The organism is Pseudarthrobacter sp. LMD1-1-1.1, assembly GCF_040676255.1.
Classification (GTDB): Bacteria; Actinomycetota; Actinomycetes; order Actinomycetales; family Micrococcaceae; genus Arthrobacter.
The window spans coordinates 122,656-137,589 of record NZ_JBEGHP010000026.1; the positions used below are offsets into that span (position 1 = coordinate 122,656).

The window sequence follows — 14,934 nt, forward strand, 5'->3', positions numbered from 1 at the left end:
GCTACACAAATGAAGCCCTGCGAAGGACTTCCAAACGATTCGCGGACTGTTCGCCGGCAAGCATCCCAGTACGTGAATCAGAAGCTTCGACGGCCCTCCTTGTGGGGGCCGTCAACTTTTAAGAAGCTAGGCGCCCAAGTGGCAACTCCTCCTGCTGAACGATTGCGTGAAGCCTAGTGTTGGCCAGGCGCTCCTCGACCACGTCGGACAGCCAGTCGCTGACGTACTGGTACCCCTCGGCCTTGGCAATCTCTTCCATCGCGTCAGCTTTCGGGGTAGCGATGCGGAATCCGACGAATTTACGGTCGCCTTTTGAGCGCCTGCCTGTACGAGTAGTTGGAGCCATCATCCCTGTCCTTTGAACTACAGCAGCCGCGGCTGCTTTTACTTCATTAGAGTGGTCGGGCCGCGAAACCTGACGGCCCTGAAGGAGTGAAATGCTGGACCTTCCTGCTCCTCTGAAACTGAAACTACCACTGGAGACTTCCCCGGCTCGGCATTGAAACAGAAACAGTTTCCGGCGTGTTGAAACAGAAACAGATGCGTGCGCGGGACTGATTTCCGGTGCCGCTAGGGCGTGTTCTGGTTCACTGGGCGAGATGCAGCAACTAACACTGGATAACACGGTGCTGGTCCGCTTGCGCTCGAGGGTGCGGTCAGAAAACGGGAGCGTGTCGCCTTTGTGACGTGCTGCTTTGGCATTTGTTGGCGCGGGAAGCATATGCATTGAGTCCCCTAGAGGCCTTTAGCCACAGCTGCCGCGGCGGCGAGCCACGCGCGTTGGGTGGGGGGTTGGAGGGCGTCGTAGCGGATGGGTCCGTTGACCAGTGCGGGGTCGTAGGGGATGCGGACCACAGCCCGTACGTGCGGGGTAAAAGCCTCGGCGATTCTTTGGGCTTCGTCTTTGGCGCGTTTGAGCGCGTCGCCGCTCATGCTTCGTTTGGCGTCGGTGGATTCGGAGACGATGACGACGGCGTTGCGGGCCAATTCGGCATCGTGGCCGCCCCGGGATTCGAGGGTTTGGAGGGTCAAGCGGGCGGCTTCGGCGCGGTCTTCGATGGCTGTCACTGGGACGACGAGCTGGTTGGTGTGATGGATCATGCGGCGCCAGTTCGCGGCGCGGGCGGTGTTTCCGGAGTCCATAACAATGAGCCGGTAGTAGCGGGTGAGTACCTGGTGGGCGATGTCCACTTCTTCGGCGGTCACTTCGTGGTCGCCTTCGTCGTTTTCGTCCGAGCGCAGGACGTCGAACTTGTCTGCCGTCTGGTGGTGGACGAAGCGGGCGATCTCGGCTGCCTGGGCGCTGGGGGAGAGCAGCCCCTGGGAGGAGTCGATGAGGTCCAGGACGCTGTTGTCGTGGCCTCCCTTCTCGGTGCGCCACCCCAGAGTTCCCTGGGATTCGTTGTTGTCCCAGGCCACGGTCGCAGCTCCGCTGTAGCGGGCGAGGATTGCGCTGAGCATGACGACGGTGGGTGTCTTGTTCGCGCCGCCCTTGCGGTTGACGACGGCCACGGTGCGGGGGCCGGGCCAGTGTTGGCTGACGGTGCGGATGTCGTCGCGTTCGGCCAGCTCTTCGGGGGAGGGGTCCATGCGGAAGCCGAGCCGACTGAGGGCGCCGCGCCAGCCTCGCGTGGCTGGCTGCAGCACGGGGGCGCTGACGAGGAACGAGGTGTCTTTGAGGCTGCGCGGGGGAACAGGCTCAGCGGCTGGTGTGGAGGCTGTGGCGGGCTCGGGGGCGGGCGAGGCCGTGACGGCTGCACCAAACGTCACCGGGGCAGCGTCGGATTGTTGTGCTGCGGTTTCCTCGGTCGCGGGGGCGTCGGAGGTCGGAACGGGAGTGGTGGCGGCCTTGGCTGGCCCGGGTGAAGGGGCGGCCGTGACAGGCAGGGTGTCCTGCTTTTGACGGGTGGTGGGCTTTGTCGGGGTTGCTTCGCTGACGACGCCGTCGGGGGAGACGATGATGAGGCCTTGGCCGTCGGGGTCGGTGGTGCTGACGCGGACGGGGCGGCCGAGCTGGGCGGCGGTTTCGGTGATGAGGCGCAGGGCATCGTTCAGGACGGCGGTTTCGTCGGCGGCCTCGATCGCGTGGGAGGTCCCGTTGATGGTGACTTCACCGGTGCCGTTGGTGCGGAGAACGGCGTTGATCTTGGGGAAGTCGAGTGCTTGGGTTTCCATCATCTGTCCTTACTTTGTGCCGTTCGGGGGTGTGAAGCGGTTGACCTGCCAGGGTTTGTCGGCGGCGCTGCGGAGCAGCTGCACGTCGTAGTCGCCGGCGTCGGTGGGAACCAGGACGTGGCAGCCGAAGCCGTTGTTCTCATCGATCTTCAGTTGGCCGGGTCCGGTGACCTTGGTGGCCGGGATGTTGGCGGGGTCCACGTATTGGTAGTCGGCGGTGGCCTGGGCGGTCAGGACCTGGCCGAGGTCCTGGATCCATTCCTTGTCCGTGGCCGTGGGGCGCGCGTAGAGCGTCATGGCCTTGGTCGCGGTGTCCAGCACTGCTGTTTTGCTTGCCTCGTCCCAGGCAATGCCGAGGGTGGCCGGGGCTGTGCCGCCGGGGGCCTGGGGTCGGCCGCCTGCGCTGAGCGTGGCCGCTGCGGCCGTGGCGGTGCTGGGTGCTGGTTCGGCGGGCGTGGTACTGGCTATCGGTGCGCACGCGGTGCACAGGAGCAGGGCCGTGAGGGCTGTCAGGGGGCGTTTCATGGTTCCTCCGGAATGTAGCTGCCGGGCAGGTAGAGAAAGGCACTCGGCGTGCCGTTCTGGACGGTGCGGGTGTAGTAGGTGTGGTCGTTCGGGGCGGGGTTGCCGTTGTAGCCCTCTTCGAGGAAGCTGCCGTCGCCGTTGACGGCTTTGACGATTCCGACGTGGCCGTAGGTGCCGTCGGCACCTCCGGCACCGGGGGAGTACCAGACGACGGCGCCGACGCGTGGCGTTGTGCCGGTGGGCCAGCCTTTGGCGTCCCAGCCGTCCTTCCAGGTCAGGGCGGAGCCGAGGAGGGCGCCGTCGGGCCGGAAGGTGCCGTTGAGCGCCTTGTAGGGGGCGGTGGTGCTGCCGAGCTGCTGGTTGATGCGCCAGAGGGCGAAGTCAACGCATTCGCGGTTGAACATGCCCAATGGGGATGCGGCGTAGATCTGGGCGGTGCGCCAGGGCAGGTCATCGCCTTTGCCGGATTCGCCGGGGATGCCGCAGGAGCTGGTGCCGCCGGCGTCCGTAACCTTGACGTCGCCCAGGGCGGCGACGACTTCGACAGCGGCTGGCCAGTAGGTCTGGTAGTGGAACGGGTCGGCGTTGCGCTGCACCCTGTGCGCGGCAGTGGCGGGGTCGAGCTGTTCCCAGCCTTTGATGTTCTGCAGGGCCTTGAAGAAGTTGGTGGCGGAGTCGGAGGGGTTCATGCGGTCCCGGTAGGTGCCCCAGAATCCGTTGTCGCGCTGCTGGAACAGTCCCCGGGAGTCGGGGCCGGGACCGTCTCCGTGGTCCAGGACGCGCAGTCCGGACTCTCCCATGGCCGTCATGACACCGATGGTTTGCCCCCGGACGGACAGGCCAAGGGATTTGCCGGCGTTGATGACCAGGGCCGCGTTCTTTAGCTGCTCGCCCTCATAGCCGGCGATGGCGACTTTGGGCAGCTGATTCGCGTCAACGCTGACGCCGGGCCCGGTCGGTGAGCACACGTCGGCCGCGGCCTGGGAGCCGCCGCCGAACAGGATGATTGACAGCACGAGCCCAATGGGTGCAAGGACGGCACCGGCAGCCAGCACGGGCGCGTTCGATCTCGACTGCATGTGTCCCCCTCACATTCGCTCGGCTGCTTCGCGCTACTGCTGCTGGTCCTCGGTCTCCCCGGGTGTTTGGCCCTTCCGCAGAGTGTTCCGGTTTTCCCAGACCCAGTCTTTGACTTGATCTCTGGCGATCAACCATGTCTTCTCGACTTGGTAAGCAGGAATCACTCCGGTTTGGAGCCAGCGGTAGACCGTGTTTCGGGAGAGCCCGAAGATCTCCTCGAGGTCCTGGGGCGTCAGACGCTCCGGGTACTTTGCGAAGAGAGCTTCCAGGTACTTCGGGTCCACGCTCAGTCCGTCCCACCGCATGAAGCCATCGTAGACCATAAATTGGTACTGTGATGTACTGGGAGTGACTGAAAGGTATTAAAGCTGTTGTTCAGGGTCACCTTTGGCCTTTCGTGTCGGATGGTACCGATACGATCTTTGCGGACATTACTAGGGGATGTGAAATGCCGGTCTCAAAGAATCGCTGGGTGACTCTCGGCGCTGACACTATCGACGAACCCACTTTGGTCCTCCGGGAAGAGCCGCCGTTCGTCCCTACGGGGGCGACGAGGCCGCAGCTCAGTGTTCCCCAGCCAGATCATGCGGACAGGCTTCCCCGACGGGACGTCTCCGGAAGGGAACCGGACTTTTGGTGGCTTGGCGTCCACGGCGGCGCCGGTGAGACCTCGCTTGCGCGACTCGACAAGAACACCAAGGCAGCCGGGCATTCCTGGCCTTTGACAGCAGCCGGTTCCGTCGTTGTTCTGGTTGCCCGGTCCAGTATCCCTGGCCTGCGTGCGGCACGCCTGGCGGCAACTGAATGGGCATCAAGGTCCCTTCCCCGGGTCCAGGTCGCCGGGCTGGTGGTCATGGCCGACGCTCCCGGACGGCTCCCCAAAGAAATCCGCGACTTCGCCCGCGTCGTGGGCGGGGGAGTACCCCACGTTTGGCATTTTCCCTGGGTCGAGGCATGGCGCTACGGCCACGACGTTGCCCCTGAAGACCTTCCCAAAGAAGCCCGCACCGTCCTTGAGCAGGTGCGCCTCGCCGTAACTGCCGCCGCCGGATTCCCTGCCAAGTAGAAAGAAGAAACCTCAAATGTTATCCAAAGCCCTCGAATGGTCGAGCTTTGCCATCACCGAAATCCCGAACCCCGGCATGGGTGAGGCCCCTCCTGGCGCTGAAGGCCTGCTGACGATCCTCAAATGGATCGCATGGGTCGTCTTCGGCCTGGCTGTTGCGGGCATCCTGATCACAGCCGGAACAATGATGATCAACAACAAACGCGGTCAGGGTGGTGAGCATGCCGCCGCCCTCGGGTGGGTCCTGGCCGGCTGCGCCCTGGCAGGCTCCGCAAGTGGCGTCGTAGGCCTCCTCGCCTAAGGAGCGTTAGCCATGACTGAACCGACAATGAACGAAGACCAGAACCCGCTAACCAAACCTAAGTTCATCATCTCGGCCGTTGTCGTGGCGCTCATAGTCGCGCTTGGGATCATCCTGGCCCTGCTCCCTCGCGGGGGAGGAAACCCGGCAGCCGAGCAAAGCAACTCCGGATCCACCATTGCCAGCACCCAGCCCAGCGAGGCCGCGGCCGCGAGCGTCTGCGGCCTGCCCTCCGGCGACCAGAACAAACCGGCCACCACGCCCACTGACACCAAATGGGAACTCGTGGGCAAGATCGCCGCCCCCACAGCACCTGCACAGTTTGGCCCTGGAAAGAGCGAAGCCAACGGCCTCCGCTCCTGCTTCGCCCACTCACCCACCGGAGCTCTCTACGCAGCGGCAAACATGACGGCATTGTCGGCAGCTGGAAAAGCAGACCTCGTTTATGAGCAGTTGGCCCTCCCCAGCCCGGAGCGTGATGCCGTGCTGAAATCAGCGCCCACAGCTGCCCCGAGTTCCGTCACAGCTCAATTGGCCGGATTCACCTTTCGCTCCTATGACGCTGACCGAGCAGTGATTGATCTCGCCTTTAAAGGAGCCAACGGAACCTTCATCTCCATTCCCGTCCCGCTCCAGTGGTACGCCGGCGACTGGAAGTTCGTCGTCCCAGCTACAGGGGACACCGGTGCAAGGCAGATTACAGACCTGGGCGGCTACATCGAATGGTCCGGCGTCTAGATGGCTGACTGCACAGGCCTGAATGTCATTAATCCCTTTTGCCAAGCAGGTGCGGCAATCGAGGACGTCGCAAACGACTCGGTCAAGAACATGGCTAAAGCGATTGCCGATGCCGTCGGACAGACCGTGCAGACGCTGGGCACGTTTTGGGTGAACGTGGGCACTCCCGCAGTCACCTCGGCACCGGGTGGGTCCACGGCGAGTGCTCCGGTGTTGTTCCTGCAGAACAGTCTCTACTTTTGGACGGCGTCCCTTGCCGTGCTGTCCGTCCTCGTCGGGGCGGCCAAGATGGTGATTGAGCGCAGGGGTGCACCCTTGCGGGATCTGGGGCGTTCACTTGCGACCCTGATCGTTGTATCTGGCGCAGGTGTAACGGCAGTGGGTCTTCTGACGGTCGCGGCCGATCAGTTCTCTGCCTGGATTATCAAGAACTCCACGAACGGGACATCCTTCAACGACAACATCACCGCCATGCTGGCGCTATCCGCCACCAGCCCGATAGGCGCCATCATGATCATCCTGCTGGGACTGATCGCAATTCTGGCCTCCGTCATGCAGATCGTGCTCATGATCATCCGTGGCGGGTTGCTCGTCATCCTGACCGGGATCTTTCCCACGGCTGCAGCTTTTACCAACACCGAAGCCGGCAGGGGCTGGTTCCAAAAGTGCACGGCCTGGCTGATCGCCTTCATTCTCTACAAGCCCGCGGCCGCCATCATCTACGCCACGGCCTTCCAACTCAGCGGCACCAAGATCTTCGGCAACGGCGGTGACGGCAAGGACTTTGGCTCCGCGCTCCTGTCAACGGTCACGGGCCTGGCCCTGATGGTCATCGCCTTGTTCGCAATGCCGGCCCTCATGCGGTTCGTCACCCCCATGGTCGGTGCTGTCACCGGCGGCGGTGGAGCGGTGGCTGCTGGAACGGTCGGCGCACTGGCTTCCGGCGCCATCAGCATGGGCAGTGCCGGACGAGGCGGCGGCCCATCCACCGGCTCGACGAGCACCCACAGCGCATCAACCCATAACCATGGATCGCAGGGCCCCTCGGGAACTAGAGACCAGGGAACAGCGGGAAGCTCTGGCACGGCCGGAAAGAACAGCAGCCGGGGTTCGGGGGCCACGGGCGCGCAACCAGGGATCGGCTCTGCAGCATCAACCGGCGCCGGCAGTGCCGCTGCGGGTAGTGGAGCGGCAGCCGGTGGTGCAGCTGCGGCGGGTGCAGGCGGTGTCGCGGTCCTGGCCGCGCAGAAAGGCGTCGAAGCAGGCCAAGCGGCCTCCGGGGCAATCAAGGACATGAGCGACGAATCCACGGGGGGTGCCTAACATGGCAGCTATTGAGAACACCTACAGGGAACCGACCTACGGCAACTGGCGGCGGCCGCGTAAGGCCGGTATCGGCACCCTTGGCGGACTGGCCACGGCAGGACTCTTTGTCGGGCTGATCATCACGGTGATTTGTCTCTTCGTCGGCGGCTGGTTCCCCGGCTTGGTCTCGCTGCTCATTCTCGGAGTGATGCTGTCCGCCGTCTCGGTGACCGACAAACACAACAAGTCAGTAGGGGAGCGGGTTTTCGCACGCCTGGCGTTCCGCTCGGCGCGGCGCAGGCAGGCCAACATCTACCGCTCCGGACCGTTGGGGCTGACACCGTGGGGTGAGTTCCAGCTTCCGGGGATTGCTGCCGGTTCCAAGCTGTACGAGTTCACCGACTCCTATGACCGTCCATTCGCGTTGATCCACCTCCCCTCCACCTCCCACTACACCGTAGTCTTCGGCACCCAGCCCGATGGGGCTTCACTGGTGGACCCGGAGCAGATTGATGCCTGGGTGGCGAACTGGGGCGGCTGGCTGGCCTCATTGTCGAATGAACCTGCCGTCGTGGCCGCTTCCGTCACGGTTGAAACCGCGCCCGATTCCGGGGCGCGGCTGCGCCGGGAAGTTGAATCGAACATCCACGAAGACGCCCCGGACATCGCCAAGGCCATGCTTCGGGAGGCTCTGGCGACCTACCCGCAAGGGTCGGCCACGATCCGCGCGTGGGTCGCGCTGACGTTCAGCGCCGCCGCCCGGGCAGGCGGCAAGCGGCGCACCGCCGACGAGATCGCCAAGGATCTCGCCTCCCGTCTTCCCAACCTGACCGAGCGGCTGGAATCCACCGGCGCCGGGGCGTGCGCGCCGTTGAACGCCCAGGAACTGTGTGAGGTCGTTCGGGTCGCGTACGACCCTGCAGCGGCACGGCTCATCGACGAAGCCCACTACCAAGGCACCCCGGTTGACCTGGACTGGAGCGAGGTCGGCCCGTCCGCCCATCAGGCCGACTGGGACGGCTACCGCCACGACTCCGGGCACTCGGTGTCCTGGACCATGACGGGCGCGCCCCGCGGCCATATCCTCGCATCCGCGCTGGCCCGGCTGGTCGCACCGCACGGGGAGATTGCCCGCAAGCGCGTCACGCTGCTGTACCGGCCGATCGATGCCGGGCGTGCGGCCGCCATCGTGGAGTCCGACCAGACGAACGCTCTGACCCGGGCTTCCTCAACTACGCGGCCCACTGCCCGCGCCCTGGTCGACGCCCGGGCGGCGCAGGCCACCGCGGCCGAGGAAGCCAAGGGCGCTGGGTTGGTCAACTTCGGCATGGTGGTTACCGCCACGGTGCTGTCCGCCCGCGACGTGGATGACGCCGTCGCGGTAGTGGAGGGCAACCTCGGTCCCTCGGCCCGGCTGCTGCTGCGCCGTGCGTACGGCTCCCAAGATTCGGCATTCGCCGCGTCCCTGCCGCTGGGGCTGGTCCTGCCCAAGCACCTGAGGGTTCCCGAAGAGATCCGCGAGGCCATGTGATGTTCGGCAGCAAGACCAGGCACCAGCGCACACCCACCCCAGCCGCCAAACCCGCAGTGTCACGCCGGCCGGGTCTGCGGGGCTGGCGCGGCCGCGGACAGGGCGAAGCCGTCTACGTCACGGCAGCTGACGAATGGCGGGGAACCTCGGTTCAGGTCTGCGGTCTCTGGCCGTTCGTAGGAGGCTCCGGCACCCCGATCCTGGGCGTCCCGATCGGCGTTCACACCGACACCGGAGCGCCCTTCGGCGCCGACCCGATCAGCTGGTTCATGCACGGCATGATCAACAACCCCTCCATGTTCGTCCTCGGCCTGCCGCACTACGGCAAATCCACCCTGGTCCGGCACATCGTCCTCGGCCTGGCCGGCCGGGGCATCAACCCGCTAATCCTCGGCGACCTGAAACCTGACTACGTTGACCTCATCGAAGCCCTCGGCGGCCAGGTCATCAGCCTCGGCCCCGGCCGTGGCCATTTGAACGTTCTGGACCCGGGTGAAGCTACCGGCGCAGCCGCCAGGCTGCTCACCGCAGCCAAAGAGCACCGTGCCGCCGCTGACAGGGCCACCGATCAGGCTGCGGCCGCGGAGCTTCACGCGGCGGCGGTGAAGGCGGAGAAGCTGGCCGAACAGCTGATGGCCGACTCGCACAACCGGCGCTTGAACATGATCACGGCGCTGATCACCATCGTGCGGAACGCCAAGCCCAGCGCCCACGAGGAATCCCTGATCGACCGGGCCCTGCACATCCTGGACGAGCGCCTGGACCGGGTCCCGTTGATCGGTGACCTGATCGAGGTCATCAAAGACGCCCCCGACGAGCTCCGGTCGATCGCCCTGGACCGGGGCGACATGAGCCGCTACCTCGACGCGACCGACCAGCTGCGCCAGTCGCTGTACTCCCTCAACGGCTCGGGCCGGTTCTCGGACATGTTCTCCCAGCCCACCGATCAGCCGATGAACCTGACCAAACCCGTGGTCTTCGACCTCTCCGGCATCTCCGACACGCAACGCGACATCCAGGCCGCCTGCCTGCTGGCCTGCTGGTCCACCGGGTTCGCCACCGTCCAAGTCGCCCACACCCTGGCCGACGCCGGCCTGGAACCGCGCCGGAACTACTTCGTCGTCATGGACGAACTCTGGCGTGCGCTGCGCTCCGGCGAAGGCATGGTCGACCGGGTCGACTCCCTCACCCGCCTGAACCGCACCGAAGGTGTCGGACAGGCCATGATCACGCACACCATGAGCGACCTCGAAGCCCTACCCACCGAATCCGAACGGATGAAAGCCCGCGGCTTCGTCGAACGCTCCGGAATGGTCGTCTGCGGCGCCCTGCCCGGAGCCGAAATGGAAAAACTCAACAAAGCCGTCACCCTCTCCCGCGCCGAGCAAGCCCGCCTCATCTCCTGGGCCGACCCCGGATCATGGACCGACACCGGCGGATCCCGCAAACGCGTCCGCCCGGGCCTGGGCAAATTCCTCTTCAAAGTCGGCGGCCGCCCCGGAATCCCCGTCGCCCTCAAGCTCACCAGCGTCGAAAAGCGGCTGCACGACACCAACAAACGCTGGACCATCGGCAACAACGGCGAAGGGCAGAACTGATGGGCGCCCCCAACAGCGGCAAACGATCCCAACTCGACCCCCAGACGATCCTGCTCTGGACCGTCATCGCCATCGTGAGCATTGGTGTCGGCTCAGTGGCCGGCGCCGTGCACCTCGGGTCCAAGCTCTCCGGTGACGGACAGACGCTACCGATCAACCCGTTCGAACTGGTCTTCGGCCTCATCTCGCACAAGGTCACCTGGCCCGCGGCCGCCACCTGGATCCTGGCCGGCCTCGGCACCCTCGCCCTCATCCTGGCCATCCTGGTACTCCGTGCGGTGCTGCGCCGAGGGGCCAAGCGAACACGGGTGGACGCCTCGGCGCAGCACATGGCCAAAGGCCGCGACCTGCGCGCCCTGAGCCTGCGCGGTGCCACCACGACCGCCGAACGCCTCGGCGTGAAAGGCTCACCCGGAGTCCCGGTCGGCAAGACCGTCCTGGGCGGGCAGATGGTCTACGGCTCCTGGGAAGACATGCACATCGACATCTGGGGACCACGCACCGGCAAGACCACCTCCCGCGCGATCCCGGCGATCCTCGCCGCACCCGGAGCAGCCCTGGTGACCTCGAACAAGCGGGACATCGTCGACGGAACCCGCGACGTCCGCGCCGCCGAAGGCCCCGTGTGGGTCTTCGACCCGCAATCCGTCGCCCTCGAAGAACCATCCTGGTGGTGGAACCCCCTGTCCTACGTCACCGACGAAGTGAAAGCAGCCCGCCTGGCAGACCACTTCGCCGCCGGCTCCCGCGGCCCCGACGCCAAAACCGACGCCTACTTCGACCCCGCCGGCCAGGATCTCCTCGCCGGGCTCCTGCTCGCCGCCGCCCTCGACGAACGGCCCATCACCCAGGTACATACCTGGCTGACGCGCCCAGCCGACGACGAAGCGGTGGACATCCTCAAAGCCCACGGCTTCACCCAGACCGCCAACGCCGTCGGCGGCGTCATCAACGCCCCCGAGAAACAGCGCGGCGGTGTGTACGGGACGGCCCTGCAGATGGCCTCCTGCCTCACCAACCGCCAAGTCGCCCAATGGGTCACACCACAGGGCGACAATGACACCCGGCCGCAGTTCGATCCGGCGGCATTCGTCCGCTCCAAAGGCACCCTGTACAGCCTCTCCAAGGAAGGCAAGGGCACCGCCGGCCCGCTCGTGACGGCGCTGACCGTGGCGACGGTCGAGGCCGCCGAAGAACTCGCCGTCCACTCACCCGGCGGCCGGCTCGCCACCCCCATGCTCGGTGTTCTGGACGAAGCAGCCAACGTCTGCCGCTGGCGAGAACTGCCAAACCTCTACAGCCACTACGGCTCCCGCGGCATCGTCCTCATGACCATCCTCCAGTCATGGTCCCAAGGCGTCGAAGTATGGGGCCGGGACGGGATGCGGAAACTCTGGAGCGCGTCCAACATCAAGGTCTACGGCGGCGGCGTCGCCGAAGCCGAATTCCTCAACGACCTCGCCCAGTTCGTGGGCGAATACCGCTACTCCAACACCACCCGAAGCCGCTCCAGACAAGGCACCTCCTACAGCCACGACGACGACCGCAAAGAACGCACCCTCGACGTCTCCGACCTCGCAGCATTACCCCGCGGCCGCGCCATCATGTTCGCCTCCGGCGCCCCAGCAGCCCTCCTGGAAACAGTGCCCTGGATGAACGGACACCACGCCGAAGCGGTACGTTCCTCCATCACCGCACACGATCCTGCCAACAAGCCCGCGGCCGAACCGGCGGCCAGGAACCGTTGGATTTGCGCTGGTTCCCGTCATGAGTGAGGGGCTGGGGGAGTGGGACGACGAACTGGAAGACACCTCGACTGAAACTTCAGGCCAGGGCGAAAACGACGAGGACGCGCCTGAGCTGTTCTACCCGAACGTCGCCGAATTCGTCAGCAACAAGCTGGCCATCAGCTACCGCCGGCAACTCAACGTCCAAGGCGGGGTGACCTGGTGCCCGCAATGGTGGAAGCACGCCGAAGCAATCAGCCGCCTCGAAGCACTCTGGCGCGCCTGGGAATTCCTGCGCCTCGACGGAACCACAGGGATGAGCGTCTGGTGGCGCGACCACGCAGACCACCACATGTCCGTCCTACTCTCAGCCGACGGCCCCTTCAAAGGCTGCACCCCCGACGACGGACACCGCACCAAACTCACCCCACTACCCTGCGAAGAACCACCCCCAGGGCTGTTCTAAACCGGATGTCATCACCCCGCTACCGTGACCACGCGGCTGTCCATAGTTGGAGGGCAACCCGGGTTATCCACGGCTGGAAACCGGGAGCCATCAGGAAAGCTCCCTTCGCAGCAGTAGCGGTGAATAACCCATCAGGGATTGTCCCTGGCTCGTGGGCAACAACAACCAACTGTCCAAAGGTCTCTGGTACCCGCACAATCTTTGCGGAAACCGTGACATAGTGCCGCATTCGCGATGCCAACCGATCAGCAATCATTCAGTCTGAATCGTCTGTCCACTCAGAACTGGCAGCTGACGAAGCCTTTAATGGGCCAGTCAAAGTGGTCACAGCCTCCTTGTACGGGAGATCTGCAATCCGCAAGAAGGCTTCCATCTGGAGAGGGGGCAGGGGCCTCAACCCAGACGGCGACGTGCGTGAAGTGAAAATAAGAACGTAAAATACTGCGCAGGGTGTAGTATTTATCCCGTGACTGTTGAAGATGATGCCCTCACGAGCCTCCGCGACTCCGGACTGCTCAACCTTCTGAATTGGGCTGCGCCGGCGGCTTTTGCCGCCACCGATCAGATCTACGACGAGGACGCCGGGCACGACCAGGGTGTAATCGGTTATCTCAATTACAAGCATCTGACGGATCTCATGGACCGGGCGACTGGGAACGGTCGGTTCGAATTGGGAGAGGATGTCGAAGGAACCGGGTCTGACGTTTTGGCCCGCGGAATCGCTCCCGAGGCATTCCGCTCCATGCCGTCTCTTACTTCTAAGGCGATCGCTCGCAACAACTACCGGCAGTCCCCGGGCTGGGCGGCCGACGGCTATCGCGTGCTGTTGCAGTCCTATGTATTCGGCCGCGTTGATGACATCAAGTGGGGGAAACGCAGTGACGCCAAACGCCGCGTTGCCTCGCAGGCCTTCATTGGCCAAGAGGCACTGTTCGACAATGCTGACTTCGGATTGCAGCACATTCCCGGCATTCCTGATGGAGACGGCTTCGCCGGCCTGACGCTCGTAGCGGCGCACGCTTTCAATCCGGTAACGAAGCAATTTGAGCTCTACATCGGGCAGAGCAAGAATCCCGTGTTCCCTATGGACACTTGCTGGCATTGGCGCCATCTACTGCTTTCCGGCGGCACCCCAGCGGGTGGCTTGGGGTTGCCCGTTTCACCGGCCCCACTTGGCGACGCCGCGTCTATCGACGTCGACGATGTCGTTGTGCGCATGAAGAAGCCTCGCGTCAGCCAGGAGGCTGGTACGTCTAATGGATAACTCCCACCGCGCATCTCAGACACTTGCCTCGGCAACTTCATTCTTCAATGGTGAGCGTTTAGCGATGGCCCGCCAACTGTCAGGACTTAAAAAGGCGCATCTCGCTGCACTAATCGAGATGTCTCCGGCCTCGGTGTCCGCTTGGGAAAGCGGTGCAAAACAACCTAACCGCGCCACAGTGGCAAAGCTGGCACTCGCTCTCAAGGTTGAGCCACAGTTTTTCGGGGGTGGCGCCCCTCCCCGCGTAAACAAACCCCATTTCAGGTCGCTTCGCTCTACGCCTCAGATCGCTCAGGACGAAGCGGAAGCCTATGGACAGTTCATCGCCGAAGTAACCGGAATGCTGGAGAACGCAGTTCATTTTCCCGAAGTTTCGCTGCCGGATCTCCCCGTTGATCCAGAGGAGCGAGAAATGACACCGGAGGAGGCGGCCAAGGAAGCCCGGGCATTCTTTGGAGTTGGCCCAGGACCGATACAGCATGGCATCCGCCTAGCCGAGCGGGCAGGAGTGGTTGTTGTCTTTAGCGAGCCGGGTGTTGCAGCTATTGACGCCTACTCGCTCCACTCTGCAGGCCGACCAATAATTATTCTGAACCCCGTTAAGGACGACTATTACCGCCAGCGGTTCGACGTCGCTCATGAGCTTGGGCATCTGATCATGCATCACGATGCTGAGCCCGGAGGCAAAGTGGCCGAGGAGCAGGCCAACCGCTTTGCATCCGAGTTCCTAATGCCGGCTGACGAGATCGGCCGGTTCTTACCGACCTCTACAGCTGGCCGGGCCTGGGCACAACTCGCCGAGCTAAAAGAACATTGGGGCGTGAGTTTATCCGCACTGCTTTACCGATCTCGTGCGCTGGGCATCATGGGTGACGTCTCATATCGGAATGCCATGGTCCGGATGTCGCAGAACGGCTGGCGTCGGGCCGAACCCGGCCGAATGGTGTCCCTTGAGATGCCATCGATGTTGCCGGGCGCGCGTGCAGTCATGACCTCGGCGGGAATCGACGACGAAAAGTTTCTTTCGGGTTCCGGTCTTCCGACTTATCTCTACGAGATTGCGGCGTCTCGCGTCCCTCTGGTGGAAACTAGGTCCTAAGAATCGCCGCTCTGATGCAAGGCAGTAGTCGTCTAGCCTCTTGATTCATTGTGAATCAA

Annotated in this window: 15 protein-coding genes; 10 read left to right on the top strand and 5 right to left on the bottom strand. The window is 64.1% G+C overall.

The window, feature by feature from the left end; translation table 11 throughout:
* Window positions 1-118: 118 nt before the first annotated feature.
* The 5 genes from MRBLMD1_RS20740 to MRBLMD1_RS20760 form a co-directional block, all read right to left on the bottom strand.
* Window positions 119-346, bottom strand: a complete 228-nt coding sequence (locus tag MRBLMD1_RS20740; protein ID WP_174633012.1) for a hypothetical protein — start codon at window positions 344-346, stop codon at window positions 119-121.
* Window positions 347-735: 389 nt separating this feature from the next.
* Entirely contained in the window at window positions 736-2,178 is a 1,443-nt protein-coding gene (locus MRBLMD1_RS20745) for a MinD/ParA family ATP-binding protein (RefSeq protein WP_364403242.1), read from the bottom strand.
* Window positions 2,179-2,184: 6 nt separating this feature from the next.
* Window positions 2,185-2,700 (bottom strand): hypothetical protein, encoded by a 516-nt coding sequence (locus tag MRBLMD1_RS20750; protein WP_364403245.1) that lies wholly within the window; start codon window positions 2,698-2,700, stop codon window positions 2,185-2,187.
* Complete coding sequence (locus MRBLMD1_RS20755) at window positions 2,697-3,779, bottom strand: CHAP domain-containing protein (protein ID WP_364403247.1); 1,083 nt, start codon at window positions 3,777-3,779, stop codon at window positions 2,697-2,699. Before MRBLMD1_RS20755 ends, MRBLMD1_RS20750 begins: the two co-directional genes overlap by 4 nt.
* 33 nt (window positions 3,780-3,812) lie before the next feature.
* A complete protein-coding gene (locus tag MRBLMD1_RS20760; RefSeq protein ID WP_364403250.1) occupies window positions 3,813-4,085 on the bottom strand; it encodes a helix-turn-helix domain-containing protein in 273 nt (90 codons plus the stop codon).
* A 167-nt stretch (window positions 4,086-4,252) separates the two neighbouring features.
* Here MRBLMD1_RS20760 and MRBLMD1_RS20765 point away from each other — a divergent pair, with 167 nt between their 5' ends.
* The 10 genes from MRBLMD1_RS20765 (at window position 4,253) to MRBLMD1_RS20810 (ending at window position 14,875) form a co-directional block, all read left to right on the top strand.
* Complete coding sequence (locus MRBLMD1_RS20765; protein ID WP_364403253.1) at window positions 4,253-4,846, top strand: DUF6668 family protein; 594 nt, start codon at window positions 4,253-4,255, stop codon at window positions 4,844-4,846.
* A gap of 16 nt (window positions 4,847-4,862) precedes the next feature.
* Window positions 4,863-5,147, top strand: a complete 285-nt coding sequence (locus MRBLMD1_RS20770; RefSeq protein ID WP_364403256.1) for a hypothetical protein — start codon at window positions 4,863-4,865, stop codon at window positions 5,145-5,147.
* A gap of 12 nt (window positions 5,148-5,159) precedes the next feature.
* Window positions 5,160-5,885, top strand: coding sequence for a hypothetical protein (locus MRBLMD1_RS20775; RefSeq protein ID WP_364403258.1), 726 nt, complete (start codon window positions 5,160-5,162; stop codon window positions 5,883-5,885).
* Window positions 5,886-7,208 (top strand): hypothetical protein, encoded by a 1,323-nt coding sequence (locus tag MRBLMD1_RS20780; protein ID WP_364403260.1) that lies wholly within the window; start codon window positions 5,886-5,888, stop codon window positions 7,206-7,208.
* 1 nt (window position 7,209) lies between these two features.
* Entirely contained in the window at window positions 7,210-8,721 is a 1,512-nt protein-coding gene (locus tag MRBLMD1_RS20785; protein WP_364403263.1) for an SCO6880 family protein, read from the top strand.
* Window positions 8,721-10,319, top strand: a complete 1,599-nt coding sequence (locus tag MRBLMD1_RS20790; protein ID WP_364403266.1) for an ATP/GTP-binding protein — start codon at window positions 8,721-8,723, stop codon at window positions 10,317-10,319. The genes MRBLMD1_RS20785 and MRBLMD1_RS20790 overlap by 1 nt, the downstream gene beginning before the upstream one ends.
* Entirely contained in the window at window positions 10,319-12,094 is a 1,776-nt protein-coding gene (locus MRBLMD1_RS20795) for a type IV secretory system conjugative DNA transfer family protein (protein WP_364403268.1), read from the top strand. The genes MRBLMD1_RS20790 and MRBLMD1_RS20795 overlap by 1 nt, the downstream gene beginning before the upstream one ends.
* Window positions 12,087-12,512, top strand: a complete 426-nt coding sequence (locus MRBLMD1_RS20800) for a DUF4913 domain-containing protein (protein WP_364403271.1) — start codon at window positions 12,087-12,089, stop codon at window positions 12,510-12,512. Before MRBLMD1_RS20795 ends, MRBLMD1_RS20800 begins: the two co-directional genes overlap by 8 nt.
* A 466-nt stretch (window positions 12,513-12,978) precedes the next feature.
* Entirely contained in the window at window positions 12,979-13,776 is a 798-nt protein-coding gene (locus MRBLMD1_RS20805; RefSeq protein ID WP_364403273.1) for a hypothetical protein, read from the top strand.
* Window positions 13,769-14,875, top strand: coding sequence for a helix-turn-helix domain-containing protein (locus MRBLMD1_RS20810; RefSeq protein ID WP_364403276.1), 1,107 nt, complete (start codon window positions 13,769-13,771; stop codon window positions 14,873-14,875). The genes MRBLMD1_RS20805 and MRBLMD1_RS20810 overlap by 8 nt, the downstream gene beginning before the upstream one ends.
* The last annotated feature ends 59 nt before the right edge of the window (window positions 14,876-14,934 follow it).

Bases quoted from the DNA above. Each gene is read 5' to 3' on its own strand.
- MRBLMD1_RS20740 (WP_174633012.1), bottom strand. From the start codon at position 346: ATGGCTCCAACTACTCGTACAGGCAGGCGCTCAAAAGGCGACCGTAAA.
- MRBLMD1_RS20745 (WP_364403242.1), bottom strand. From the start codon at position 2,178: ATGATGGAAACCCAAGCACTCGACTTCCCCAAGATCAACGCCGTTCTC.
- MRBLMD1_RS20750 (WP_364403245.1), bottom strand. From the start codon at position 2,700: ATGAAACGCCCCCTGACAGCCCTCACGGCCCTGCTCCTGTGCACCGCG.
- MRBLMD1_RS20755 (WP_364403247.1), bottom strand. From the start codon at position 3,779: ATGCAGTCGAGATCGAACGCGCCCGTGCTGGCTGCCGGTGCCGTCCTT.
- MRBLMD1_RS20760 (WP_364403250.1), bottom strand. From the start codon at position 4,085: ATGCGGTGGGACGGACTGAGCGTGGACCCGAAGTACCTGGAAGCTCTC.
- MRBLMD1_RS20770 (WP_364403256.1), top strand. From the start codon at position 4,863: ATGTTATCCAAAGCCCTCGAATGGTCGAGCTTTGCCATCACCGAAATC.
- MRBLMD1_RS20775 (WP_364403258.1), top strand. From the start codon at position 5,160: ATGACTGAACCGACAATGAACGAAGACCAGAACCCGCTAACCAAACCT.
- MRBLMD1_RS20780 (WP_364403260.1), top strand. From the start codon at position 5,886: ATGGCTGACTGCACAGGCCTGAATGTCATTAATCCCTTTTGCCAAGCA.
- MRBLMD1_RS20785 (WP_364403263.1), top strand. From the start codon at position 7,210: ATGGCAGCTATTGAGAACACCTACAGGGAACCGACCTACGGCAACTGG.
- MRBLMD1_RS20790 (WP_364403266.1), top strand. From the start codon at position 8,721: ATGTTCGGCAGCAAGACCAGGCACCAGCGCACACCCACCCCAGCCGCC.
- MRBLMD1_RS20795 (WP_364403268.1), top strand. From the start codon at position 10,319: ATGGGCGCCCCCAACAGCGGCAAACGATCCCAACTCGACCCCCAGACG.
- MRBLMD1_RS20800 (WP_364403271.1), top strand. From the start codon at position 12,087: ATGAGTGAGGGGCTGGGGGAGTGGGACGACGAACTGGAAGACACCTCG.
- MRBLMD1_RS20810 (WP_364403276.1), top strand. From the start codon at position 13,769: ATGGATAACTCCCACCGCGCATCTCAGACACTTGCCTCGGCAACTTCA.